Below are 24,076 nucleotides of genomic sequence, written 5' to 3'. Positions count from 1 at the left end.
TCCCCCGATACCGGTTATCGCCGACACGCTGATCCATCGGTTGTCGGTCGGCTAGATCTCGACGGCCCAGACACGCCCCGTCGACGGCAGGTCGTACACCTCGAGAAAGACGGTATCGACGAACTGGGCGATCCGGTTGGGATCGGCCTTCGCGCTGACTCGAACGTTGACCCCCTCCGCCTCCTCGGGACGGATCAGCTCGTCGATTTTGAACGCCGGGAACTCCTCGAGGACGGCCTTCAGCGCGTCGAGTTCGTCCTCGGTACAGTCTACGTTGACCGTGCCGTCGCCGAACTGGATCCACGGCGCGCCCAGCTCGGCCTCCTCGTCGTCCGATCCGTTGCCGGTCTCGAGTTCGGTGTCCGCCACCACGTCGGCGTCCGTATCCGCCTCGAGCCCGGCCGGATCGGCCTCGAGCGTCAGGAATCCGCTCCCGCGCTCGCGGTGTGCGGTGATGGCGTCGACATAGAGCTTGCGTCGCTCGGCTGGCTCGGCGGCGTCGAATCGGGTCATAGTCGGAGGGACGTGCCCGATTCTTTAAGCCTTTATGTGCTGCCCCTGAACGCTCCCGTATGGCTCAGCCACGAATCCTGATCCTGGGCGCGCCCGGGGCTGGCAAGGGGACTCAGAGCGCGAAGATCACCGAGGAGTTCGGCGTCGACCACATCACCACCGGCGACGCCTTGCGGAACAACAAGGAGATGGACATCTCCGACATGGACACCGAGTACGACACGCCGGGCGAGTACATGGACCGCGGCGAACTCGTCCCCGACGACGTCGTCAACGCCATCGTCGACGAGGCGCTCTCTCAGGCCGACGGCTTCGTCCTCGACGGCTATCCGCGCAACCTAGAGCAGGCCGAGGAACTCGAGGACATGACCGACCTCGACGTCGTCCTCTACCTCGAGGTCGGCGAGGAGGAACTCGTCCACCGGCTCACCGGCCGCCGACTCGACCCCGAGACGGGCGACATCTACCACGTCGAGTACAACCCGCCGGAGGACCCCGAGGTCGAAGACCGCCTCGAACAGCGCGACGACGATACCGAGGAGACCGTCCGCGAGCGCCTGTCGGTCTTCCACGAGAACACGGAACCCGTCATCGAGTACTACGATGAGCAGGGCGACTTAGCGCGCGTCGACGGCGAGCAGGCTCCGGACGATGTCTGGGAAGACGTGAAGGAAACGATCGAGAACGCAGCATAGTCGCTTTAGCCAACGAGCGTCCGACGAAAGGCGAATACGACCTGGAGAAGGTCACCGTCTGTATCTATTTGTTCCGAACGTCGAGTTCGTGGACGGCCACGTTCAGATACGTGATCTGCGGTGGCAGCGAGTACTCGTCAGAGTAGGGGTCGATGTTGGATCCGTCCAAACTCGCATCGTAATCGAAGGAGACGGAGTTCGAGTGAGCACAGGCCGAGTAGGCGACGATCGATCCGTAGAAGTCGCCACCACCCTGCATGTGAACCTGGTGATGATCAGCACAGGTGCCGGTACTTCCGTCCCACCAGTTCTTTTGCTCTGATGACGAAACGTACAGCACACCCTCGAAGGCACCCGTATTCCCAGGACCGAAGTCGACGCTCATCGTCGAGGGACCGTAAAATTGGATCGTCTTTGCATTGGAGCTACAACTTCCGTCACTGGTATCGCAGATCTCGCCGTTTATGACGGCATCGTCTCCGCCAGCGTAGATTCGTAAGACGTTATCGTTGGCCGCGTCTCGGTTGACGACGTTGATCGACCCATCGTCGCCGAGATTTACGTCGCCCTCGACGATCAGCGTCGCGTTCCCGTTCGACAGGTCGAACGTATAGTCTTGGTCGCCGTTGATCTCCTCGATGAAGTAAGTCCCGTCGTCGAGCGGATTGGTGTGAGTACTGTTCGAGAGGTTCTTGTCGACGTCGTTGCCGGCTTTAGCGTCGGCGACCATTTGCTCGATGACGCTGTCCATTTCTGGCAACGGTGTTCCCGTCCGGTGAGTGTTGCCGAAGTTATCGTGCTTATCCTTGAAGTCGGCCGGGTCGTCCGAACCGATCGTTGCACCTTCGTCGAACGCACCTTCGAGATCGGCGTATCCGAGCAAGACTCTGATCGTTCGGTTCTGGTGATCGACGTTCTGGATCGATGCGCCGCTGGCCTCAGACCGGAAATAGCGTTCCCAGCCCCGATAGTAGTCGCTCTGAATCGTGATCGTGACGGAGTCGTTTTTCACGAAGGACACGTTACTGATCGGATCCGTAGTGTTGTGTTCGATCGCAATCTCGCCCGAATTGAGCGACTGTCTGCCACTGAGCGTTGTAATCGGGAACCACAGCGTTTCGTCCTCCGGATCGTAATCGATGTTCGGCGCGGAGAGCATCCGAGTACGGTTCCCCGTTTCGCGCCAGACACCACCCGATTGATAGGAAATAATGGATCCATCGTCGCCTCTGTACTCTACGGCGCCGATCGATCTATTGATGTCGACGCTTCCCCCTTTGATGTGAATCCAACCGGCTTTCGTTTTCGTCACCGCACCTGAGTCACCCGCGTCGAACTGGAGCGTCCGTGACGTATCATCGTTTGCGGAGACCGTAGACATCGTGTGGCCGAGTTCGACGAACGCCTGTTCGACTCGCTCGCTCTCCGTCGCTTCCTCGGCGGCCGTCATCGCGTTCCCAGCGACGAGAAGCAACCCAACACTGACCATCGCGACCATTCCGACCAAGAGAACGAGACCGAGAATAGACGCCTGTCCCCGTCTCTCGACAACGGATTGTTCCCCCACGGACGCGTTCATATAGGTAACAGAAGAATTTATGTAGATAAGAGAGTCGTCCGATCATACATTTCAAGATAGTTTATATCGGTGCAAGATTCGTTGACATAGTAGGTGGTGAGGAGAGAGTAGGAGCGAGAGCACTCGAAAGAGGTGAACGAGATTTGAACGATCGAAAACGATTCGTCGAGACTACGCCCCGAACCGCCGGTCGGCGGGTTTATCTAAGATCGTCTCGCCGGCCTCTCAGCCGTGGCCAACTCGGCGGCCTCACTCGTTCTCGACGCGGAGTTCGTAGACGGTGATGTTCAGATACTCGACGACCGATCCGCTATCGCTCGAGCCGTCCGCTGTGGGGTCCGTCGGCTCCTCGTATCGGTTCTCGAGCGTATCGTCGTAGGTGAGTTCGGTGTTGCCATTCGTTTCGAAGCCACCGGCGACGACGGAGCCGAATAGTTCCAGCGAGCCACCACCTGCGACGGCCACGTTGTCGTCATCGTCCGACGGGGCGTAGATGAGCCCGTGGAACACCGAGTTTCCGTTGAACGTATACGTCGAGTTCGAGGTGCCGTAGAACTGGAGGACCTTCGCGTCCCGATTGCTGTTCGGGCAGTTGTTGCTCGTCGTCGGGCAGAGGCTGGTACCACCTTGCATCGAGAAGTTGCCAGCTGAGTAGAAGCGAACGACGTTCCCAGAGTCGGCATTCGCGACGCGTATCTGCCCGTTCGCGGCCAACGAGATGTCGTTGCGGACGATGACGTTGATATCGCCATCTTGCACGTCGAATGTCACCGTGTTGTGCGGACCGTTCGAACTGGCGTCGATCTGATCGACGTAGTGCGTACCCGCCTCGAGGGTGTCTCCCGATTCGATCGTTCGGAACGTCTCGCCGCCGGTTTCCCCGGCCGAAACCATACCGTTGATCGCGTCGTCTAGAGGCTCCCGATTCGCGTCGGGACCGAGCCGGTCCGAGAGGAGCCCGTCCAACCCAGTCCCGTAGGTCCCGCTGATCGGGCCGTCGATATCCGAGACGTTCTCGTGTTCGTCGGACGGGGGTGTGCTGGGAGCGGAAATCGAGCCGGTGGCGTACAGCTCTCCACCGATACTGTTCCAGCCGGTCGTGATCGACCCGTTCGAGTAGACATCGTTTCCGATGCTGGGGCCGTTGTCGACGGTCACGTCGCCGCCGGCGACGACGTTGCCGCCGACGGTACTGGCCGACGATGCGACGGAGATGTTGCCGCCCGCGATGACATCGCCCTGTACGTCGGAGTCGATCTGGATGTCGCCCTCGGCGACGACATCGCCGGTCACCTGATTCGTCGAGGTTGTTACGTGTACGTCGCCCTCCGAGAGCACGTTACCGTCGACGTCGGAGTTGACCTCGACGCTCTCCGATGCGCGAACGTCACCGGTCGTCGTCCCGCCGCTGCTCGTCGCCAGCGTCCCGTCGATAGTCAACGCCTGATCGAAGTTCGCGTCGACGCCGAGCGATGGATCGATCGGCGGCTCGACCGTTACCGTCACGCGCTCCGCGCTATCGTCCGTCGTGACGGTTCCGACCGCGAGTTCGTCCTCAAAGTGGGTTTCCCACCACTCGTAGTACTCGCTCGTGATGGTGATCGTGACGGGCTCCTCGAGCGAGCCCGGGTGAACGCGGCTCGTGTTCCCCGCCGCCATCCGTATCGAGCCGCTCTCGAGGCGCTGATCGCTGGCGATCCGCGGAATCGGAACGTTGAGGGTGCCGTCACCGTATTGGACGTTCGGCTCCGAAATCGGCGTCACGCCGGTTTCGGTCTGCCGCCAGACGCCGCCTCCCTGATACACGATTTTGGTCCCGTCGTCGGCGACGTATTCGATCGCACCCAGATCACGCGTGAACGGATTCGAATCGTTAGTCCCGAGCGCGATCGTGATCTCGCCGGCATCGCGATACTGGATCGCGTCCCGACCGCCGTCGATATCGAGCGCCATCTCTCGAGCGGCGTCCCGTGCCGACGACGCCGTCTCGAGTTCTTGGCTGAGCTCGAGGAACGACTGCTCGACCCGTTCGGTTTCCGCATCCTGCTCGACATCGGTCGTCGCGTCGCCGGCCACGAGCAACATGCCGATGCTGACGACGGCGACCAACCCGATCAACACGATGAGCCCGAGCACTGCGGATTGGCCGCGTTTCTCCGGGACACTCGCTTGACTTTCGCCCCTCGAAGACATACACCAAGTATTGACGATATTCCTAATAAAACAGTAGGTCAGGCGGAACGTCACTGTGCGAACGGTCGAGCGCGAACCCGGTCGTTTCCGAGTCGTTTGACACGGGACGACCAAGTCCACCGTCGACAGGAGGCCTGTCTACCCGTTTATCCTCACCGTTTGCGTGTCGACGTTGACGACGTAATCGCTCGAGGTACCGCTCATTGTGGGCGAGACGCTGATGTCGAACGAGAGGTCATCCTCCTGTTGAATCTCTCTGTTGGCGATCCCCTCGAAGATGTCCTCGAGCTGGCTCGCGTTGTCGATCATGTGGAACTCGCCGTCGTCGGTGGCGGCGTCCCGCAGGAGCGGCTTGTTGATATTGTTCTCACCGAGTCCGATCGTGTAGACGGTGATACCCCGGTTCTCTGCTCGCTGTGCCTGTGCCCTCGTTCGGCTGTCCGCTGCAGAATTGCTATTTTCACCGTCACTGAGTACGATCATGATCCGATCCCGACCGGGCGTCGGCGTGGCACTGTACTCGTCGATTGCGCGTTCCATCCCGCTCGAGATGTCCGTCCCTCCGCCGGCCGTGACCGAGACGCTGTCGCGGACGTCGTCGAGATCGCGGCTCAGCGAGTGGAGTTCGTGTCCGTTACTGTTGAATTCGAAGACGCCTGCGCGGTCGTCGTTCGACCGGTTCATCATCCTGATGAACTTCTTTGTCGCGTTCGCTCGGAGGCCGAAGGGATCGCTGGAGTCGGTATCGATCTGAAATACATCGACTTCGCAACTCGTACACGTTCCGTTAGCGACGCGGACCTCCGTCTGCGGCCAACTGTCGCTTAGCTGGGTTGAATCACCGGGATCGACTGTCGTTGGTGACGAACACCCCCAGGGCCCCCAACACTCTCGAACTTCGAGGGAATAGTTTGCCTCAGGGTCGACGATGCCGGTAGTGTACCCGCCAGTGCTAATTGGCGTAGTTTGCCAGTTGTTATCTGAGACGGTACCGCTATCGTGCACTTGCCCCATCGAGCCGGACCGATCGAGCACGAACGTCACGTCGAGCGGATCTCTCGTTCTGTCCGCTTCGATCGAAATATTGCGATTCTCCGTCGGGATCGGAACGTCGGTCCGAAGCGTCCGATCGAAGTTGATCGTTGCGTCGCCGCGAAGATTGGTTGTCCCGCCGACGACCGCACCGGTGATCTCGACACCGTCGTCGATCGTGACGTGGCTTCCTGGCGCGTAAACTACCCCTTCGTAATCCCGCTCCACGTCGATAGTCGAACTGCTCGAACTGTAGACCCAGAGTGCGCCCGCCCGATTGCCCGGAACCTCGATGTCTTGTCGGATATCGACGTTACTCTCGGTGTAGATGTAGGCCCGGTTGTTGCCCGTGATCTGAAGATCCGAGAGTTCGAGTGGGCCGCCACCGTTGCCGATCCCGATATGAACGTCTCCGTCGGAGGTGTTGATCGTATCGATACCACTGTTCAGATCATCACCGTAGTAGAGCCCCGAATCGACGGTGGTGCTTCCGTAACTCTCGATATCGGTCACGTTAGGGTTGTTCTCGAGATAGTCGAGTGCCCCGTTCTCGACGTTCGAGTCGATCATATCGACGCTGTCGAAAGGCTTCGACATGTTCGCAACGAGACTATCGTGCTGGCTGGTCAGCCAGAACGCGGCCGTCGATCCGTCCGCAGTGGTGTTGATGTAGTCGTATCTCCACGATCCAGGATGCCCCGGGTGGCCTCCCCGGTCAAGTGCGGCGGCGTACGCGAGCGGTGAGATGTTCGGCTGGCCGCTGATAACCGACAGGTGTTCGTTGACGACAGGGATTCCGGTGACTTTAGCGCCTCCCTTCATCTTAAGATCATTATTGACAGCGAACAGATCCGCCGACCTGTTGCTGATATTGTGGTTATCGTATCCGCGCACGGTCAGCGCCGAATCGTAGTTCCCAGTGATCCTGTCGGCGTATAGCCCCCCGTAGACCGTCGGATCGATCCCGACGTGATTCGCGAACGGGTTCGTGCCGTCGATGGTCGCGATAACGGTGACCTCGCGGTTGGCCTCGTCGTGACAGATGACGTTCTTGTCGCTACCGTCGCTGATATCACAGGTGTTCGCGCTCGAGGCTTCGAACTCCGTTTTCAGGAACCTGTACCAGGCGTCGTGATACGGTGTGTCGGAGACCTCGATCGCGACATGACTGACGAAGGTGATGTTGCTTACGTTGAGGCCATTCGTTGACGACGGACGTTTCGTTACTCGGTTGGTACCACTCTTGACGTTGCCCTCCAGGTTCGTCACCGAGACATCGATTCGACCGACCTCGTTTCCGCCGGCCTGCTCGGTATAGTATCGGATACTCGGCTTCGAAACGACGCTCGAACTCTCCCCCGTTTTGCGCCAGGCGCCACCGGCTTGATGGGCTAATACGTTTCCTGCGTCGTCTTTTTTGTGAAGTGTGCCCATTGTTATACTTTCGCTTTCCGTGTCCCCATATCCGTTCGAGGCAGTGATCGTGATCGTCCCTTCATCGGATATTTCCCCTCCCGGGGCATGCACTGGTCCAGTGGTGTTATCCAGCATCGCTGTCTGGAGGTCCTTGTCGAACTGCCGCATCTCCTGTTCGCTCTGTTCGCCCGATGCCTGCATTTGAACAGCATCCAGTGCAACCATTCCGGCGGCAACCACGAGCGACCCTGCTATAATCACTAATCCGATCAGCAGAATTAACCCGACCTGTTCGTTCGCTCCTCGCTCCGATGGCCCCGTTACCGATGATTCTCTCCCCGTCCGATTCATTGATTGCCCTATCTATTACCATCTGTTTTATAAAAATCTGTGGCAATTCATACGCTGTCATATAAACTGTAACGAACGATTTAAACTGGCATGACGTATTGTGCTGCTAGATTAAATTGAAAAGAACGGAATGAACGATAGGGGCACCGACACTCGAGTACAAATGGGGGCACCAATGAGCCAGTGGAGCACATCCACGGCCCAAATGCCACCGCTCGCCGTCGACCGAAGAAAAACACTTGTATACCGGACGACGCCTAGACCCAAACAGATGACGCGTACAGCCGAGAAAATCGACGCCCTCGTCCGCGAGGATTCCTCGATGGCGGATGCACTCGAGTCTATCCGCGAGGAAGCCGACAGGAACGGCGGCGAGGTCCAGTGGGCCGACGTCAGCGACGAGTTGACGAGCGGACAGTGGGGGCGGCTGATCGAGAAAGGAGTGTTAGTCGACGGCGACGAGGGGTTCGTGATCGCCGATCGCGAGGCGTTCGATCGGGCGCTCGACGGTGACGGCGACGGCGGTACTGCAGCGGCCGACATCGAGATCGACGAGGAGGAATCGAGCTGGTCGCAGTGGGACAAGATGGCCGGTCTCGCGGCGCTCCTGTTGATGCCCGGCTACTGGTTCAATTCGATCCGAGAGGTCGTCGGGAGTACGGTCAATGCCGTCCTCGGGCCGCTCGACGCCGCGTTGCCCTTCTACGCCGTGATTCTGACCGTTGCCCTCATCACTGGCCTCTACTCGTCGCTGTTGCAGGCCAATCTGATGGACACGGAGCGCATGGGCAAGTACCAAGAGCGGATGCAAGCCGTCCAACAGGAGCAGAAGGATCTCCGTCAGGAGAAGAAGGAAGCCGAGGAACGCGGCGCGAGCGACGCCGAACTCGAGCGCCTCGAGAACGAACTCGAGCGCGCTCGCGAGGAGCAGATGGAGGCCATGGCCGACAATCTGGGTATGTTCAAAGAGCAGTTCCGCCCGATGGTCTGGATCATGCTGCTGACGATCCCGCTGTTCCTCTGGATGTACTGGAAGATCCAGACGGTGGGGATTACTGGCGGAGAGGCGACCGTCGTCATGCCGATCGTCGGATCGGTCGACTGGCAGTCCGGGCTGCTCGGACCGATGCCGGCCTGGATCGTCTGGTACTTCCTCTGTTCGATGGGCTTTTCGCAACTGCTGCGCAAGTCGCTGAACATCGACATGTCACCCTCGGCCGCCTGATCTGCTGCTGATCTGTCGCCTCGATCGCGGCTCGTTGCCCTGCATAATCTCGTTCGCAGATACGGTTACTGGCCGCGTTCGTGGATTCAAAACCCATTTTACCCGTCCCCTCGCAGATCGACTATGTTACTCACCGTCTCCGGCCCGCCGGGAAGCGGGAAGAGTACGACCGCGGAGTTGCTCGCTGACGCTTTCGACCTCGATCACGTCAGCGGCGGCGATATCTTCCGCGACCTGGCCGAGGAACGCGGCTACACCCCCCTCGAGTTCAACAAGCTCGCCGAGGAGAACGACCAGATCGACCGCGACCTCGATCGGCGACTGCGCGAGATCGCCGTTGAGGAGGATGATCTCGTCCTCGAGTCGCGACTCGCCGGCTGGCTGGCAGGCGACGAGGCCGACTTCCGCTTCTGGCTCGACGCACCGGCTCGGGTTCGCGGCGAGCGCATCGCCGACCGCGAGGACAAAGACCCCGCTCGCGCCACCGAGGAGACGAAAGCCCGCGAGGCCAGCGAGGCCCAGCGCTATCAGGAGTACTACGGGATCGATATTCGTGATCTGACGATCTACGACCTCTCGGTGAACACGGCCCGCTGGGAGCCCGACGCCGTCCTCGACATGCTCGTCACAGCCGTCGAGCGCTACGCTGCCGGCGGCGACGAGGGGAAAGCGATCGTCGACCTCGAGTCCGACTTCTGATGGTCCTGCGTGGTCCTCCCGCGGAGCGAACGCCCGCCGAGTTACTCACCTTCGGCGTCGTCAATCTCGACAAGCCCCCGGGGCCGTCCTCCCACCAAGTCAGCGGCTGGCTGCGCGACGCCGTCGCGGAGACGCTGGCCGACCGCGGTGCGAACGCGACGATCGATCGCGCCGCACACGCGGGCACGCTCGACCCAAAAGTGACCGGCTGCCTCCCGATCATGCTCGGTGACGCCACCCGGCTCGCGCCGGTCTTCCTCGAGGGCGGCAAGGAGTACGTCGCCGTCCTCGAGTGCCACGCGCCGGTCCCTGCCGACGCGGAATCGGTCGTCGCCGAGTTCGAGGGCCCGATCTACCAGAAGCCGCCCCGCAAGAGCGCCGTCTCCCGTCGCCTCCGCGTGCGCGAGATATACGACCTCGAGGTGCTCGAGACCGACGAGCGACGGCTCCTCCTGCGGATTCGCTGCGAGAGCGGGACGTACGTCCGCAAGCTCTGTCACGACCTCGGACTGGCGCTGGGGACGGGCGGTCACATGGGGCACTTGCGCCGCACCGCAACGGACCCGTTCGACGACCGGTCGCTGCACAGCGCCCACGACTTCCTCGATGCGCTGGCCTTCTGGCTCGAGGACGACGACCCCGAGCCGCTGTACGACGTCGTCGCCCCCGCCGAGCGGATCCTCGAGGGGATCCCGCGGGTCGTCATCGCCCCGAGCGCGGCCCGCGAAGTGGCCGAGGGCGCGCCCGTCTACGCGCCGGGCGTCCTCGAGGTCGACGACGGAGCAGACCGGGGCTCGCTGGTGGCCTGTTACACGCCTGACAGTGCAGCAGTGTGCCTCGGCGAGTTGGTCGGCGATTCGGACGCTGACAGCGGGGTCGTAGTCGACCTCGAGCGCGTCCTCGTCTGAGCGGGATCGAACACCGAGACGGGATCGCACTGTGCCCCCGAAACGACACGCTTAAACGGCGGACGCCCATCGGTTCACGTGCGGGACCGTGGGGTAGTGGTATCCTCTGCGGATGGGGTCCGTAGGACCCGAGTTCAATTCTCGGCGGTCCCACTCTTTCGGCGCGATAAATGATGGCGTGAAACGACTCCTGTGAGGAGAAACCATAGAGCAAGGAGCAGTGTCGGTACGACCGTGTTTCTGGTCGAAATTCTCTAAGTTATCAATTCCTCATGTATCGTGCCCTCAAGACATCGGGTGACTAGTAACAAATCTCAAACTTTGGACCTATAGATTCGGTTATTCTAATCAAAATTCTTGCCATTCTGAAATATGAGTCGGTCTGGATAGACCGGTTAGAACCGTAAATCGATTTTAGATGTCCGTCTGGAGAACGGTCTCGTCGCCTTGATCGTTGACACCGATTATGTTCGACCCATCAGGACATTGGAATGTGGCGCCAACACTACTCGCAGAGTTACTGTTGGCGGCACACTGGACTTCTGCCGTACCGTCTCCCAAGTTGGTGATAGTTACGTCCATATTGGAGTTGGAAGTATTGTTCTCAATCTGAAGCCCTGCCTGAGCTGGCGCACTCTGATTACTGCCCATATCCAGCACGAACGCCGCGATCACGGCCGCGAGAATGACCGTGATCGCGACCATCAGGATGACGCCGATAACGGGCGATACTGCACGTTCTTCGTCTGTACCAACCAGCTTCTTGCTGTAGTTTTTCAAATCCATGTTTGGATCTCGTTCATCGCCGGCCGTGAACGGTGAGAAAGCTTATTTACGGCCTCGATGAATCGAGGCTCGCGGATAGGGAAAGGGATCTGATTGGGACCTCCCTCACGTTCCCGCTTTCTCGAGCCGTCGTCGTCCGGCGCTAATACCCACGAGTGAACCACTCTCATATATATTTAAGGGAAGGTTATAGTCACGAACGCTGATAACACTTTCAAGCCTGATAATCAGCAGCTGCTATCCCAATTCCAGCGACCGCTTGAAGCGGTGCCGTCTTGCGGTTTGCTTGTTACTCCGACGACCGAGATGGATTTTACATGGCAGCCAATCCCACACGTTTCGCCCGTCGTCGAGGCGCTCGCGCACGGCCCGCACGACGACAGTGAGACACCGCCATCGCTCGAGTACACTCCGATAGACGACCCCGCCCGGATTGTCCGAACTCGTAACCTCCCATCGGTGAAGCGGCTCCCCCACACGAGCGCGCGACGACGTCTGGGGGCGCTCCGGAGCGCGGCCATTTGAGGAGACCGACGGGGCTCGAGTGCGTCTCATCGTGACATGGTGACGGAGTCTCCGATAGTGTCACTGAAATCCTGCTGGGGCGTCTTTCGGGGTGGGCTGCCGGAGAGCCGACGACCGCTCGGTCCGGTCCCGCGCTCGAGGCGATGTTGGAGGAATTCTAGAGAGACCTCCAACGCACTCGAGACGGATCTCGGTCGGATATTGAAAAATCTACATTACCGCCGTCGGCCTCGGAGCGAACGTGATGTCGAACGACGAAACGCGACGACGGTTCCTGGCGACGACCGGCGCGATCGGTGCGGCGTTGGTGGCCGGCTGTGCAGGGACGGGATCGACCGACACTGCTGACGACGAGATGAACGACAACGCGAACGAAACCGGCATGAACGGCGATATGGGGGGCGGGACCGATCCCGCGTCCGCCCCGCGGGCGGCGATCGATCGGTTCAGCGACGCAGCGAGCACGCTGATGGTCCGGACGGACGCGAACGACTTGCCCGGCCCTGACGAACCGATCGACTTCGACCAGGCCCCCTTCCTGACGCACGGGCTCGGCCCCGACGGCGAGCCCGTCTCCTACTACAACTTCGACGTCCAGCCAACCGCGCCGGCACCGATCTACGCCCTCTTCCGCGAGGGCGAAGACGAACCGGTGGCGGACCAGCGCAACATCGTCGATACGATTCCCGGCGACGAGGGCTATAACGACTTCTGGCACGTCCACGAGGTGACGGTGCCGGCAGACTACGAGGCCAACACCGCGACGAGCGTCGGGGACCTACGAGACGCCGGGTACGAGATAACGCCGACGAACGTCGTGAAGAACTGCCCGATCGTCCCCGAGGGGTCGACCGCGTCGATGCGCTACGGCGACGGGGAGCCGGAACTGGTCGACGGCTGGTACGACGGCCAAGTCGTGAGTTACTTCCTGTTCGAGGAGGCCCCGCTCACGGTGATGGACGACTCTGTTCCCGTCTCGCCGATCTACGTTACGTTCAACACGAACCCTGGCATGGACGGGGGCGGCCCGCAGTCCGGGTTCGTGACTGAAATGGAGAGCGACCGAACGCACAACGTGGTCGCGACGCTCCCCGGCGACGACGGCTACTCGCCGCTGTGGTCGGTCTCCGTCTACGACAACGCCGACTTCGATGCCGTCTCCGATCTCGAGTCGGCCACGGACGCGACGGTACTCGAGGCGGAGACCGCGACGGTCAACTGTCCGATCGTCGCCACTGGGATGGAAAGTCGTCCCTCGAACACCTCGATGTGAGACGATGACGTCACGATTCACCGCCGTGCTCGCTTCACGGCGTGATGTGGGCGGGACGCTGCTGGTGGCGTGGCTCGCAGGCGTCGCGGGCGTCGCCGGCTCGTTCGTCGTCGCGTCGTTTACGCCGTCGTTCATTGCGACCCCGATCGCGGACGGGCTGGCCCGGCACCTGCCCGGCGCGGTGATCACGTTCGCGATCGTCGTACTGGGCGATCTCGGCGCGAAGCTCAACGTCGTCACAGCGTTGGTGCTCGCGACCCTTCTGCTCGCCGGCGTTGGGTTGGTCGGACTCGCCGCCGGACCGCGTGTCGACGTGCCGCTGGCCGGACCGTTGATCGCGACCATAGCGGGTACGGTTGTAACGTTCGTCCTGACCGGAGCGGCTCTCGCATCGCTCGCGGCCGGCGCTGGTGTCGGCGCGGTTCTGACGGGCGCGACGCTGCTGGCGGCGACGACGCCGGCCGAGACCGACGCCGCCGAGCGGCGGCGCGTACTCGGCGGGGCCGCGAGCGCGCTCGCGTTCGTCACCGGGGGATATCTGCTCGGTGACTACCTCGGCACCGGTCGAGCACCACCCCCGGATGTCGATCCCACGACGGATGAGTCGGTCGTCGCGGCCGTCGAAGCCGCCCTGACCGAAGCTGACGAGAAATCGTTTGGCGTCGCGGGACTCGAGCCGCTCGTGAGCGAGGCGTTCTATCAGGTCGATATCAACGCGGCCGACCCGATCGTCGACGCCGACGAGTGGTCGTTGACTGTCACGGGCGCGGTGGAAGAGGAGACGTCCTACAGCTACGCGGACGTTCGGAACAGGGTGCCCGACAGTCGCTTCGTTACGCTCCGCTGTGTCGGCGAGTCGTTGAACGGGAAGAAACTCGACAACGCTCTGTGGACCGGCGTCCCAATCATGGACCTCGTCGAGCCGACGGCCCCCGCCGACGAGTGTTGTGTCATGCTCCGCGGCGCGGACGGCTTCTACGAGGAGTTCCCGCTGTCGGCCCTCCGTGACGGCTTTCTTGCCTACGAGATGAACGGCGACGTGTTACCGCGCGGTCACGGCTTTCCAGCTCGTGCGCTCATTCCCGGCCATTGGGGGGAGATCAACGTCAAGTGGCTCACCGAGATCGAGGTATTAGAGCAAGAACAGGACGGCTACTGGGAGAAGCGCGGTTGGCACGGGACCGGCCCCGTCGAGACGGTGGCGAAACTCCACGCGGTCAACGACCTGTCGGACGGTCGGGTTGAGGTCGCCGGCCACGCCTACGCCGGGACACGAGGCATTCGGCGGGTCGAGGTGTCGACGGACGGCGGCGACACGTGGACCGACGCCGAACTCTCGGAGCCGTTGCCGGGCGACGATGTCTGGCGACAGTGGCGACATCGCTACGATCCGCCGGGGGGTGAGCACGAGGTCGTCGTCCGCGCGACCGACGGAACGGGCACGCTCCAGCCGAACGAAGAGCGCGACGCGTTCCCGAGCGGTCCGACGGGATGGGTTTCCCGAACGATCGGCGGGTGAGCACATATATACCACTCGCGATGAAAACCTCGAGCAACGGCAGATGGAGAAGGCGCTCTGGTACCTACTGGTCGGGACGCGCGGCGGCGAAAGCCGGGTGCGGATCATCCGCGCGCTCGCGGAGCGCCCTCGGAACGCGAACCAACTCAGCGAACGGCTCGGCCTCGAGTACAACACGATCCGGTATCACCTCGACAAACTCGTCGAGCACGATATCGTCGAAACCGGCGGTGACGAGTACGGCAAGCTCTACTTCCTGACCGACCGGTTCGAACGCCACGAGGAGGAATTCGAGCGAATCATCGATCAAATGAGGGACTGACAATGGCAATGGAACCGAACCTGGCGATCGCAAGCGTACTGTCCGGACTGAATATCCTGCTGTTGCTCGGCCTCATCGCCGTCTGGAGTCGCAACTATCGGACGTTCAGGTCGTCGATGGTGCTGGGATTGATCGCTTTCGGTGTCGTGTTACTCGCCGAAAACGTGCTCGCCCTCTACTTCTTTTTCAGCACGAATATGCTCTACGCGGGCGACCAGTTCGCCCAGCAAATGCTACTCGTGCTCCGAACGCTCCAGTTGGCTGCAGTCGCGTTCCTCGCCTACGTCACGATGAAATAGTGATCGCCGGTTCGTTTTCCCGTCGGCGACGGCGATTTGTCTGACGCGCGTCAGTCGCGCGTCAGCAAAGGATCGTGGGGAGTTATTTACGACTTCGTTGGCGGGTGAGGTATGGCGAACTCAGCACCGACCAGTATGCAAGTCGTGCGGGCAGTGGCGGCCGAGGAAGGCGTCGATCCCGTTGAGTTGCAGCCGCCGCTCCACGAGGTCGTCGACGCCGATGCGCTCGACGAACTGTGCTCCCAAGCGGCGGACTCGAGCGGCCCTGCGCGAGCCGTCGAGTTCGCATACCGCGGGAAGCGGGTATGCATTGACAGCGAGGGGAACGTGGAGGTCGTGATCTCGGCCGATCCGAATCCCCCGGCGACATCCGACTGATAACGGGCCCGCTCGAGGAGGCGACGGTCGGCCCGTGACTGAACGAGGTGCGCGAGACGGCGCGGCGGCGAACGCTAGGGCTCGACGGTGACGACGTCCGTCGACGGCGTGTACATGTGGTCGTCGAAGAACGCCCAGTCGTCGAAGCCGGTGAGCCCGCTCGAGGAGAAGCCGTAGTACTCCGGCGGAGCGTTGTAGTTCATCACGCTTCGGTACCGCCAGAAGCCGTACTGCTCGGAGTCGATCCCCCCGAAGTCGCTGCGAAAGAGGCCGAGTGAGTGGCCGAGTTCGTGCATCGTGGTCGACCCCAGCCTGTCGGGGTCGGACCGCGGTTCGACCATCATCGTTCCGCGACGGGCCTTGCCGACGATGTTCGTCGATCCCGAATCACGGCCGACGTCCGCGACGATGACGAGATAGTGATACCCCTGCTGTGCCCGATCGAAGTATCGGGCCCGATACCCGTTGAGATCGTGCATGGTGGTCGACGGCTCCCACGGGATCGTCTCGTCGGCGATGAAATGCAGCGACGCGCCGGTCGATCCGTCGGGATTCTCGAGGGGGGCGTTCTCGAATGCGGTGGCGATCCGCTCGGTCTGTGCGCGACCGAGTTCGGCCCCCTCCATGGTGTCGATCTCGACGTAGATATCGGTCCGAAGCGGGTCGGCGTCGGGAAAGAGATCCTGCCGACGGATCTCCGCCCCGTCGGAGAGACCGTCGTCGTCGGTGTCGACGACCAGCGGATCGGTGCCGTAGTCGATCGCTTCCGCACCGTCGTTTATCCCGTCGCCGTCCGTGTCCGCGTCGGTCGGCTCCGTCTCGTACACCTCGAGTTCGTCGCCGTCGGCCAGTCCGTCGTCGTCCGAATCAGCCGTGAGCGGGTTCGTCCCGTAGTCCTCGACCTCGACGCTGTCGTTCAGTCCGTCGCCATCCGTGTCCTCGAGGTTGGGATCGGTCTCGTACGCTGTTGTCTCTTCGCCGTCGTCGAGGCCGTCGTCGTCCGTGTCCGCGTCGAGGGGATCCGTGTCGTACCGAGCGAGTTCGTCGCCGTCGTCGAGTCCGTCGCCGTCCGTATCGGCGACTGTGGGGTCAGTTCCACGCCGCTTCTCCGCGCCGTCGTCGAGGCCGTCGCCGTCGGTATCGCTCGCGAAGACGGCGGTTCCGTCGCGGAGTTCGTCCAGCAGCGTCACTCCGTCGGAGTCGGGGTCGACGACCGTCGTGCCGCCGACGAGCCCGGCCGTGAGGAGACCGACTACGAGGACGAACATACCGATCGACCGCGAAGACAGCATTTCGTGAAGGTCACGAACGAGAGAGTAATTAGAGTACGGGTGTCTTGGGTCGCCACTGAAGTGCGGCGATCGGTGCGGCCCGCAGAGCGACTGACCGACCGGGCCACGCCGCTCTCCGGTTCACTTTCACCACGCTGTCCAAACCCTCTTACACGCCGGCCCCGCAGACGACGATAATGGACGGGAACGAGCGCCTCGAGTTGCCGGTCGCCGACGACGCCCTCCCTTTCGATCCCGACGAGACGACGATCGAGGACGCCGACGTGTTCGACCTGCTAGAGCCCGCGGTCCAGGAGTGGTGGCTCGAGGAGTTCGGCGAGTTCGTCCCCGAGAACGAGGGGTTTTTCACGCCGCCACAGCGCGGCGCGATCCCGAAGATCCACGAGGGAACGAACACACTCGTCTGTGCGCCAACGGGGTCGGGCAAGACGATGTCGTCGTTTCTCTCGATCATTGACACCCTCTACGAGCGCGATCGGGAGGCGCCGGACGGCCTCGAGAACTCCGTCTACTGTCTCTACGTCTCGCCGCTGAAATCCCTCGCGAACGATATCCACCGCAACCTCGAGGTCCCCCTCGCGGGGATCGAGGAGATCGTCGCGGAACGCGACGGCGACGAGTCGATGGGGGAGATCCGCCACGCGATCCGCCACGGCGACACCGCCTCGAGCGAGCGCCAGAAGATGCTCGAGGAGACGCCCCACATCCTGAACACGACGCCCGAGACGCTCGCGATCCTGCTGAACTCGCCGAAGTTCCGCGAGAAGTTGCGGACCGTCGAGTACGTCATCGTCGACGAGATCCACTCGCTGGCGGCGGGCAAGCGCGGCACGCATCTGGCGGTGAGTCTGGAACGGCTCGAAGCGATGGCCGAGGGCGAGATCACAAGAATCGGTTGTTCGGCGACGATCGAGCCGCTGTCGCGCGTCGCGGAGTTTCTGGTCGGCCGAACGGAACCGGGCGGCGACCCGCGAGACTACGATATCGTCGACGCCCGGTTCGCCCGCGAGTTCGACCTCCGACTCGAGTGTCCGACCGACGATCTGATCAACACGCCCCGCGAGATCGTCCAGCAGCGGTTTTACCGGCGTCTCCACGAGCACATCCAGAACCATACGAACACGATCGTGTTCACCAACACGCGCTCCGGGGCCGAGCGGGTCCTCCACAACCTCCGGGAGGGGTTCGACGCCTACGACGAGGACAACTCCGGCTGTCACCACGGCAGCCTCTCGAAGGAGGTCCGCCAGCGCATCGAGGAGCGGTTGAAAGACGGCGATCTCGACGTGGTCACCTCCTCGACGAGCCTCGAGTTGGGGATCGACATGCCCCACGTCGATCTGGTCGTGCAGGTCGGCTCGCCGAAATCCGTCGCGGCGCTGCTCCAGCGGGTCGGCCGCGCAGGCCACCGCGTCGGCCAGACCGTCACGGGCCGGGTGATCGCGCTCGACCGGGACGAACTGCTCGAGTGTGCGGTCATGCTGAAGAAAGCCCAGGACGGGTTCGTCGACTCGGTGTCGATCCCGGAGAACGCCCAGGACGTGGCCGCCCAGCACGTCTACGGGATGGCCATCGCCGAAATCCGTCCCGAAGCCGAACTGAAGGGAATTCTGCGGCGCGCGTATCCCTACCGGAACTACTCGGAAGACGAGTACGAGTCGCTCATGCGCTATCTCACCGCCGAGTACGCCGGCCTCGAGGAGAAGAACGTCTACGCGAAGGTCTGGCGCGACGAGAACGACCCACCCGACGGCGAGCACCACTACGAGGAGTACCCGGTGGGCGAGCGCCTGATCGGCAAGCGCGGCCGGCTCGCGCGGGTCATCTACATGACCAACATCGGGACGATCCCCGACTCCTTTACCTGCGACGTGAAGACGCGCGCGAGCGACGAGTGGGTCGGTCAACTCGACGAGCAGTATCTCGATACCCTCGAAAAGGGCGACGTGTTCGTTCTGGGCGGCGACCACTTCGAGTACCGCTACCGCCGGGGCTCGAAGGTCTACGTCGATCGCACGAGCGCGCGCCCGACCGTCCCGTCGTGGTACTCCGAGCGGCTGCCGCTGTCCTACGACCTCGGCTGTGAGATCCTCGACTTTCAGGGTGAACTCCTCGAGCGCTACGAGGCCGGCGGGCCGCCGCGGGTCCGCGCGTGGCTCCGAGAGTTCCCGCTGGACGACGACAGCGTCCGTGCCATCGCGCGCCTGTTCGACTACCAGTGTCAGTACGCCGGCCGGGAGAGCGTCAGCACCCAGGATCGGCTCGCGATCGAGGTCGTCCGCGACCGCGACGAGTACGAGCGCCACTACTACGTCCACTCGAACTACGGCCGGAAGGTCAACGACGGGCTCTCCCGCCTGCTCGCCTATCGCTGCGCCCAGGAGGCGACCGCGAACGTCCGCGTGGCGGTCGCGGACAACGGCTTCGTCCTCTCGATGCCACTGAACCGGAAAGTCGATATCGAGGGCGTCATCGACGATCTCGAGTCCGAGCAGGTACGCGCGGACCTCCGAGCGTCCCTCTCGGGGACCGACCTGCTCCAGCGCTACTTCCGGATCAACGCGACCCGATCGCTGATGATCCTCAAGCGCTACAAGGGCTACGAGAAGTCCGCGAGCGAACAGCAGGTCTCCAGCGAGATGCTGCTGGGCTTCGCCGAGGATCTCGAGGAGTTCGCAGTCATCGAAGAGACATACCGCGAGATCTTAGAGGACAAACTCAACGTCGACGAGATCGAGGACATCGTCGCCGCGATCGACGCGGGCGACCTGTCGGTCTCGCGCCGACTGCTCGACTCGCCGACGCCACGAGCGTTCGGCCTCGCGACGCTGTCGGCCAGCGATGTCGTCCTCGCCGAGGACGAGAGCGCCGCCCTTCAGGCGTTCCACGAGCGCGTGCTCGAGGAGATCGGCGAGGAGTCGATGGCGGGGCTGACCGCGGGCTCCGAAGACGAGTAGCGGGGTGCCGGTCACGGTCTCTCTGAGGGGCCGTCGCCCGCCGCGACCCCGTCTCGCCGGCTGTCGGTTCCGGCCCGCTACCGGTTAACAGCGGTAGGGTTCTCCCAAACTGACTTTATGTTGGAAACTGAAGTGGCGCTATGTCACCGATGATGGTGTGTGAAACAACCGCACGAGAGTGCCGCGATCGCCGGGACGACGTGGCCGACGGGGTACCGGGTCGATCGACGAACGGCCGGTCGACGGGGTGGAGCTAGATGGTCGACCACGAGACCTGGGGCGACGAGCAGTCGACGACGACGGTGTCGGTCGACGGCCACGACCTCGAGGTCGCCTACCACGAAGACGGCGAGGGAAGCGACGACCCCCCGGTCGTTTTCGTTCACGGCATTCCGACCTGGTCGTTTCTCTGGCGCGATATCGTCCCCGAGGTCGCCGAGGACCGCCGGACAATCGCGCCGGATATGGTCGGCTACGGCAACTCCGCCATGTCGGACGACTTCGACCGCTCGATCCGCGCCCAAGAGGAGATGCTCGAGGCGCTCCTCGAGGACCTCGGCGTCGACCGGATCGCGCTGGTCGCCCACGACATCGGCGGCGGCGTCGCGCTGCGATTTGCCGCGCACAACCCCGACATCGTCGAGCAGTTGGTGCTGTCGAACGCCGTCTGCTACGACTCCTGGCCGGTCGAGTTCGTCTCGAACCTTGGCCTGCCCTCGACCGCCGAGTTGGATCGCGAGGCACTCGAGGGCCGACTCGACGGCGCGTTCGTCGAGGGGGCCTACGGCGAGGCCGACCCCGAGTTCGTCGACGGGATGAAAGCGCCGTGGCTAACGGACGAGGGCCACGTCTCGCTGGTTCGCAACGCCGTCGCGACGAACACGAACCACACGACCGAGATCGATTACGGCGCGATCACCGCCGAGACGCTACTGCTGTGGGGCGAAGACGACGTCATGCAGCCCTACGCCTACGCCGAGCGGCTGGCCAACGACCTCGCGGACGCCGAACTCGCCCCGCTGTCGGAGGCCTACCACTGGGTCCCGGAGGATCGATCGGACGCCTATGCTGAACGCCTTCGCGAGTTCCTCACCGGCGGGGGCGACTGATCATCAGTATCATGGAGGTACGATAATATGAGTGGAGACCCACCGAACTGGGAGTTCAAGGACCGCGATATCGCGATCCTCTGTGAGCTCTCGAACGATCCGCAGCTGTCGTCCCGAGAGCTGACGCAGGTCCTCGAGTCCGAGTACGACATCGACGTTTCCCACGTCACCGTCAGCGAGTCGATCCGGCGGATGCGCGACCAGGGCGTCTTCCGCGAGGCGATCATCCCCAACGAGGAGTACTACATCTTCGCGCTGTTCGAGTTCAAGTTCAACGCCGAGCACTTCGCGGAGCGCTGGCGCGACGCGATGGAGTACATCAGAGGGGACAAGCACACTCTCTTTTTCTTCCTCTCGGACGGGGAGTACCAGTGGAAGACGATCATGATGTTCCGCGACCGCCAGGAGGTCTCACACTGGATCCACGACTGTTACAGGGAACACGGGAGCGTCATTTCGAACATCCGCAACTCTGCGATCCACAACGTCCTCAAGTTCCAGACCGATCCGCGAATCTACGAGGACTTGCGAAAAGAACGCAACGAGCGGTAACCCCGCCCTAGTTATTAGCCGTCGATGCCGTCACGGAACAGCCGGTAGGTGGTCCGGCCGACGGCGGCCTCGCCGTCTTCGCCCTCGATGGTCACGTCGGTGACGCCGGTCGAGCCGCCGACGCGAAGCACTTCGGCTTCGGCCCGCAGGTCGCCCGTCGCCGGCCGCAGATACGAGACGTTGAGATCGGTCGTCGTCAGGAACGCCTCCGACGGGTTCTCTAACGTGCTGCGGAGCGCAAACGCACTCGAGGTGTCGATCAGCGTCGCGACGATCCCGCCGTGGACCGGATCGTATCCCTCGGTCCCGGTGGGGTTCTCGAAGTCCTCGTTTCGCTCGATGACGAGGACCGCACGTCCGTCCTCGAGGTGGTCGACGTCGATGTCGAGCCACGACAGGTAGCCGTGGTGCTCGACGAACGACGCCCACTCGGGCCACGCAGACGGCTCGTCCGGTCCGTCGGTCATGTTACTTACCCTCGAACTCGGGTTCGCGGTCCTCCGCGAACGCCGCGGTCCCCTCGAGGACGTCGTCGGTGCTCGACAGGAGGCCAAAGCCCTGGCTCTCCATGGCGATGGCGGCCTCGAGGCTCGCATCCTCGCCTTCGTTCATGACTTTCTTGGCGATCTTGAGGGCGATCGGTGGGCCGCCGGCGAGGTCGGAGACGAACTCCTCGACGGTGTCGTCGAACTCGTCGCGATCGGCCGAGCGGTTGATGAGGCCCCACTCTTCGGCGCGGTCGGCGTCGATGTGGTTGCCCCGGAAGACCAGTTCCTTCGCGCGGGTCTCGCCGAGGACGCGGGTGAGTCGCTGGGTGCCACCGCCGCCGGGAATCAGGCCGAGGTTGATCTCGGGCGCGCCGAACGACGAGCGCTCGGTCGCGATCCGCAGGTCACAGGCCAGCGCGAGCTCGAGGCCGCCGCCGAGACAGAAGCCGTCGATCTTCGCGAGGACGGGTCGCTCGAAGTCGTTGACGGTCTCGAAGGCGGGCGTCACGTCCATCAGGTCGGTCGGGTCGGCGTCGCTGAAGCCGGAGACGTCCGCGCCGGCACAGAACGCCTGATCGCCCGCGCCCTCGATCGTCGCACACCGGACCTCGTCGGTGTCGACCGAGGAGAACAGCTCGTCGATCTCGTTCAACAGGTCTTCCGAGAGCGCGTTCATCCGCGACGGGCGATCGAGCTCGACGGAGAGGACGCCGTCCTCGAGCTCGTAGTTCAGGTCGTGGAAGGGGCCGAGTTCGTCGTCGCCGTAGTCGTAGAAGCCGGCGCCGGCCGCTTCGCCGGTCTTGCCCTCCTCGACGAGCTGCTCGAGGTACGGGTGGGGTTCGTACCGTTCGGAGCCGGTCTCCTCGTAGAGAGTCTCGAGCTTCTCCAAGACCGTGTCGAGGCCGATCTTGTCGGCGCGACGGCAGATGCCCTCGGGGAAGCCCAGCCCGAGCTGGACGCCGGTGTCGACCGCCTCGGGTTTGGCGACGTCGTCGCCGACGAGGTAGGCGGCGGCGTTGATCATTCGAGCTTCGACGCGGAGCCAGTCGAAGTCGCCCGCGTCCTCGGGCTCGTAATCGGCGCCGTCGCCGTCCTCGTAGTCGTAGAACCCTTTCCCGGTCTTCTGGCCGAGTTCGTCGTTCTCGACTTTCTCCTCGATGATCGGTGGGACCGGCTGACCGGCTTCCTTGCGGACGTGGTAGCCGATGTCAATTCCGCTCAGGTCGGCCAGTTCGAACGGCCCCATCGGGTAGCCCCGCTCGTGGACCATCGTCGCGTCGACCTGGCGGATCGTGGCCTCGCCCTCCGAGACCATCCAGGAGGATTCGTCGCCGAACGGCCCGACGATGGTGTTGACGACGAACCCGCGGACGTCCTTGCGGACGTAGATCGGCGTCTTGTCGATCGACTCGACCCACTCGTAGCCGGCTTCGGCCGCCTCGTCGCTGGTTTCCTGGCCGTAGATGACCTCGACGAGGTCCATCTTGACCGGCGGGTTAAAGAAGTGTAGGCCCAGCACGCGCTCGGGCGTGTCGACGGCCTCCGCAATGTCCGTGATCGGGAGACTCGAGGTGTTGGTCGCAAGCAGCGTGTCCTCGCTGGTGTACTCCTCGAGATCGGTGAAAATGTCGTGTTTCAGGTCCAGATCCTCGGGCGCGGCCTCGATGACGAGGTCGGCGTCGGCGACGGCTTCTTCGAGGTCCGTCGTCGTGTCGATCCGACCGAGGACTTCCTCGGCGGAGTCGTCGAGCATCTCCTTTTCCTCGAGCTTCTCGACGCTCCACTTGATCGACTCGTAGCCGTCCTCGACGAACTCGTCTTTGATATCCCGCATCGTGACGTCGTAGCCGGCCATGGCCGTTACTTCGGTGATTCCGTGCCCCATGTTCCCCGCGCCGAGAACGGCAACGCGGTCAATGCTTTCGAGTGACATGGGCGTGTGGTCGGTCGGGAATGTCTTAATAC

20 protein-coding genes and 1 tRNA gene are annotated in these 24,076 nt (G+C 62.7%); 13 read left to right on the top strand and 8 right to left on the bottom strand.

Annotated elements, in window-relative coordinates:
* Positions 1–51: 51 nt before the first annotated feature.
* Positions 52–513: a DUF7975 family protein gene (locus NKH51_RS10505; protein ID WP_254761632.1), complete on the bottom strand. Its 462-nt coding sequence runs from the start codon at positions 511–513 to the stop codon at positions 52–54.
* 59 nt (positions 514–572) lie between these two features.
* On the opposite strand from NKH51_RS10505, the gene NKH51_RS10500 reads away from it, so the two are divergent.
* A complete protein-coding gene (locus NKH51_RS10500) occupies positions 573–1,208 on the top strand; it encodes an adenylate kinase (RefSeq protein WP_254761631.1) in 636 nt (211 codons plus the stop codon).
* Between the two features lie 64 nt (positions 1,209–1,272).
* Here NKH51_RS10500 and NKH51_RS10495 read toward each other — a convergent pair whose 3' ends face one another.
* The 3 genes from NKH51_RS10495 to NKH51_RS10485 all read right to left on the bottom strand — a co-directional run bounded on the left by NKH51_RS10495 (position 1,273) and on the right by NKH51_RS10485 (position 7,779).
* Positions 1,273–2,787, bottom strand: coding sequence for a DUF7289 family protein (locus NKH51_RS10495; RefSeq protein WP_425606667.1), 1,515 nt, complete (start codon positions 2,785–2,787; stop codon positions 1,273–1,275).
* Positions 2,788–3,036: 249 nt separating this feature from the next.
* A complete protein-coding gene (locus NKH51_RS10490) occupies positions 3,037–4,980 on the bottom strand; it encodes a polymer-forming cytoskeletal protein (protein ID WP_254761629.1) in 1,944 nt (647 codons plus the stop codon).
* A gap of 138 nt (positions 4,981–5,118) precedes the next feature.
* Positions 5,119–7,779 (bottom strand): vWA domain-containing protein, encoded by a 2,661-nt coding sequence (locus NKH51_RS10485; protein ID WP_254761628.1) that lies wholly within the window; start codon positions 7,777–7,779, stop codon positions 5,119–5,121.
* A gap of 271 nt (positions 7,780–8,050) precedes the next feature.
* On the opposite strand from NKH51_RS10485, the gene NKH51_RS10480 reads away from it, so the two are divergent.
* From NKH51_RS10480 to NKH51_RS10465, 4 genes are all read left to right on the top strand, one after another.
* Positions 8,051–9,004 (top strand): DUF106 domain-containing protein, encoded by a 954-nt coding sequence (locus NKH51_RS10480; RefSeq protein ID WP_254761627.1) that lies wholly within the window; start codon positions 8,051–8,053, stop codon positions 9,002–9,004.
* Between the two features lie 123 nt (positions 9,005–9,127).
* Entirely contained in the window at positions 9,128–9,703 is a 576-nt protein-coding gene (cmk, locus tag NKH51_RS10475; protein ID WP_254761626.1) for a (d)CMP kinase, read from the top strand.
* Complete coding sequence (locus NKH51_RS10470) at positions 9,703–10,611, top strand: RNA-guided pseudouridylation complex pseudouridine synthase subunit Cbf5 (protein ID WP_254761625.1); 909 nt, start codon at positions 9,703–9,705, stop codon at positions 10,609–10,611. Before cmk ends, NKH51_RS10470 begins: the two co-directional genes overlap by 1 nt.
* An 82-nt stretch (positions 10,612–10,693) precedes the next feature.
* Positions 10,694–10,764 (top strand) — tRNA-Pro (locus tag NKH51_RS10465).
* Positions 10,765–11,025: 261 nt separating this feature from the next.
* Here the strand turns inward: NKH51_RS10465 and NKH51_RS10460 are convergent.
* Positions 11,026–11,397 carry a type IV pilin domain-containing protein gene (locus tag NKH51_RS10460; RefSeq protein WP_254761624.1) on the bottom strand — a complete coding sequence of 124 codons (372 nt, stop codon included), beginning with the start codon at positions 11,395–11,397 and terminating at the stop codon, positions 11,026–11,028.
* A gap of 769 nt (positions 11,398–12,166) precedes the next feature.
* Between NKH51_RS10460 and NKH51_RS10455 the strand changes: the two genes are divergently transcribed.
* From NKH51_RS10455 to NKH51_RS10435, 5 genes are all read left to right on the top strand, one after another.
* The gene (locus tag NKH51_RS10455) at positions 12,167–13,195 is read left to right on the top strand and encodes a hypothetical protein (RefSeq protein ID WP_254761623.1); all 1,029 of its coding nucleotides are present in this window, start codon (positions 12,167–12,169) and stop codon (positions 13,193–13,195) included.
* A 4-nt stretch (positions 13,196–13,199) separates the two neighbouring features.
* Positions 13,200–14,714 carry a molybdopterin-dependent oxidoreductase gene (locus tag NKH51_RS10450; RefSeq protein ID WP_254761622.1) on the top strand — a complete coding sequence of 505 codons (1,515 nt, stop codon included), beginning with the start codon at positions 13,200–13,202 and terminating at the stop codon, positions 14,712–14,714.
* Positions 14,715–14,757: 43 nt separating this feature from the next.
* Positions 14,758–15,036 carry a winged helix-turn-helix domain-containing protein gene (locus tag NKH51_RS10445; RefSeq protein ID WP_254761621.1) on the top strand — a complete coding sequence of 93 codons (279 nt, stop codon included), beginning with the start codon at positions 14,758–14,760 and terminating at the stop codon, positions 15,034–15,036.
* Positions 15,037–15,038: 2 nt separating this feature from the next.
* Complete coding sequence (locus NKH51_RS10440; protein WP_254761620.1) at positions 15,039–15,335, top strand: DUF8036 family membrane protein; 297 nt, start codon at positions 15,039–15,041, stop codon at positions 15,333–15,335.
* Between the two features lie 111 nt (positions 15,336–15,446).
* Positions 15,447–15,713, top strand: a complete 267-nt coding sequence (locus NKH51_RS10435) for a HalOD1 output domain-containing protein (RefSeq protein WP_254761619.1) — start codon at positions 15,447–15,449, stop codon at positions 15,711–15,713.
* A gap of 74 nt (positions 15,714–15,787) precedes the next feature.
* Here the strand turns inward: NKH51_RS10435 and NKH51_RS10430 are convergent, their stop codons facing one another.
* Positions 15,788–17,005, bottom strand: coding sequence for a zinc metalloprotease (locus NKH51_RS10430; protein WP_254761618.1), 1,218 nt, complete (start codon positions 17,003–17,005; stop codon positions 15,788–15,790).
* 176 nt (positions 17,006–17,181) lie between these two features.
* On the opposite strand from NKH51_RS10430, the gene NKH51_RS10425 reads away from it, so the two are divergent.
* From NKH51_RS10425 to NKH51_RS10415, 3 genes are all read left to right on the top strand, one after another.
* Positions 17,182–19,962, top strand: a complete 2,781-nt coding sequence (locus NKH51_RS10425; RefSeq protein ID WP_254761617.1) for an ATP-dependent helicase — start codon at positions 17,182–17,184, stop codon at positions 19,960–19,962.
* Between the two features lie 257 nt (positions 19,963–20,219).
* On the top strand, positions 20,220–21,071 hold the full coding sequence (locus NKH51_RS10420; RefSeq protein WP_254761616.1) for an alpha/beta fold hydrolase: 852 nt from the start codon (positions 20,220–20,222) through the stop codon (positions 21,069–21,071).
* 27 nt (positions 21,072–21,098) lie between these two features.
* Positions 21,099–21,623, top strand: a complete 525-nt coding sequence (locus NKH51_RS10415; RefSeq protein WP_254761615.1) for an Lrp/AsnC family transcriptional regulator — start codon at positions 21,099–21,101, stop codon at positions 21,621–21,623.
* 14 nt (positions 21,624–21,637) lie between these two features.
* Here the strand turns inward: NKH51_RS10415 and NKH51_RS10410 are convergent, their stop codons facing one another.
* Entirely contained in the window at positions 21,638–22,090 is a 453-nt protein-coding gene (locus tag NKH51_RS10410; protein ID WP_254761614.1) for a PaaI family thioesterase, read from the bottom strand.
* Position 22,091: 1 nt separating this feature from the next.
* A complete protein-coding gene (locus tag NKH51_RS10405) occupies positions 22,092–24,044 on the bottom strand; it encodes a 3-hydroxyacyl-CoA dehydrogenase/enoyl-CoA hydratase family protein (RefSeq protein WP_254761613.1) in 1,953 nt (650 codons plus the stop codon).
* Positions 24,045–24,076 lie beyond the last annotated feature (32 nt).

The organism is Natrinema marinum, assembly GCF_024296685.1.
In the GTDB taxonomy this organism is placed as follows: domain Archaea; phylum Halobacteriota; class Halobacteria; order Halobacteriales; family Natrialbaceae; genus Natrinema; species Natrinema marinum.
Note: the sequence above shows the minus strand (reverse complement) of the source record. Positions and strands in the feature narration are given on the sequence as shown.

Coding starts and splice junctions, on each gene's coding strand:
- NKH51_RS10505 (WP_254761632.1), bottom strand. CDS start 513: ATGACCCGATTCGACGCCGCCGAGCCAGCCGAGCGACGCAAGCTCTAT.
- NKH51_RS10500 (WP_254761631.1), top strand. CDS start 573: ATGGCTCAGCCACGAATCCTGATCCTGGGCGCGCCCGGGGCTGGCAAG.
- NKH51_RS10495 (WP_425606667.1), bottom strand. CDS start 2,787: ATGAACGCGTCCGTGGGGGAACAATCCGTTGTCGAGAGACGGGGACAG.
- NKH51_RS10490 (WP_254761629.1), bottom strand. CDS start 4,980: ATGTCTTCGAGGGGCGAAAGTCAAGCGAGTGTCCCGGAGAAACGCGGC.
- NKH51_RS10485 (WP_254761628.1), bottom strand. CDS start 7,779: ATGAATCGGACGGGGAGAGAATCATCGGTAACGGGGCCATCGGAGCGA.
- NKH51_RS10480 (WP_254761627.1), top strand. CDS start 8,051: ATGACGCGTACAGCCGAGAAAATCGACGCCCTCGTCCGCGAGGATTCC.
- cmk (WP_254761626.1), top strand. CDS start 9,128: ATGTTACTCACCGTCTCCGGCCCGCCGGGAAGCGGGAAGAGTACGACC.
- NKH51_RS10470 (WP_254761625.1), top strand. CDS start 9,703: ATGGTCCTGCGTGGTCCTCCCGCGGAGCGAACGCCCGCCGAGTTACTC.
- NKH51_RS10460 (WP_254761624.1), bottom strand. CDS start 11,397: ATGGATTTGAAAAACTACAGCAAGAAGCTGGTTGGTACAGACGAAGAA.
- NKH51_RS10455 (WP_254761623.1), top strand. CDS start 12,167: ATGTCGAACGACGAAACGCGACGACGGTTCCTGGCGACGACCGGCGCG.
- NKH51_RS10450 (WP_254761622.1), top strand. CDS start 13,200: ATGACGTCACGATTCACCGCCGTGCTCGCTTCACGGCGTGATGTGGGC.
- NKH51_RS10445 (WP_254761621.1), top strand. CDS start 14,758: ATGGAGAAGGCGCTCTGGTACCTACTGGTCGGGACGCGCGGCGGCGAA.
- NKH51_RS10440 (WP_254761620.1), top strand. CDS start 15,039: ATGGCAATGGAACCGAACCTGGCGATCGCAAGCGTACTGTCCGGACTG.
- NKH51_RS10435 (WP_254761619.1), top strand. CDS start 15,447: ATGGCGAACTCAGCACCGACCAGTATGCAAGTCGTGCGGGCAGTGGCG.
- NKH51_RS10430 (WP_254761618.1), bottom strand. CDS start 17,005: ATGCTGTCTTCGCGGTCGATCGGTATGTTCGTCCTCGTAGTCGGTCTC.
- NKH51_RS10425 (WP_254761617.1), top strand. CDS start 17,182: ATGGACGGGAACGAGCGCCTCGAGTTGCCGGTCGCCGACGACGCCCTC.
- NKH51_RS10420 (WP_254761616.1), top strand. CDS start 20,220: ATGGTCGACCACGAGACCTGGGGCGACGAGCAGTCGACGACGACGGTG.
- NKH51_RS10415 (WP_254761615.1), top strand. CDS start 21,099: ATGAGTGGAGACCCACCGAACTGGGAGTTCAAGGACCGCGATATCGCG.
- NKH51_RS10410 (WP_254761614.1), bottom strand. CDS start 22,090: ATGACCGACGGACCGGACGAGCCGTCTGCGTGGCCCGAGTGGGCGTCG.
- NKH51_RS10405 (WP_254761613.1), bottom strand. CDS start 24,044: ATGTCACTCGAAAGCATTGACCGCGTTGCCGTTCTCGGCGCGGGGAAC.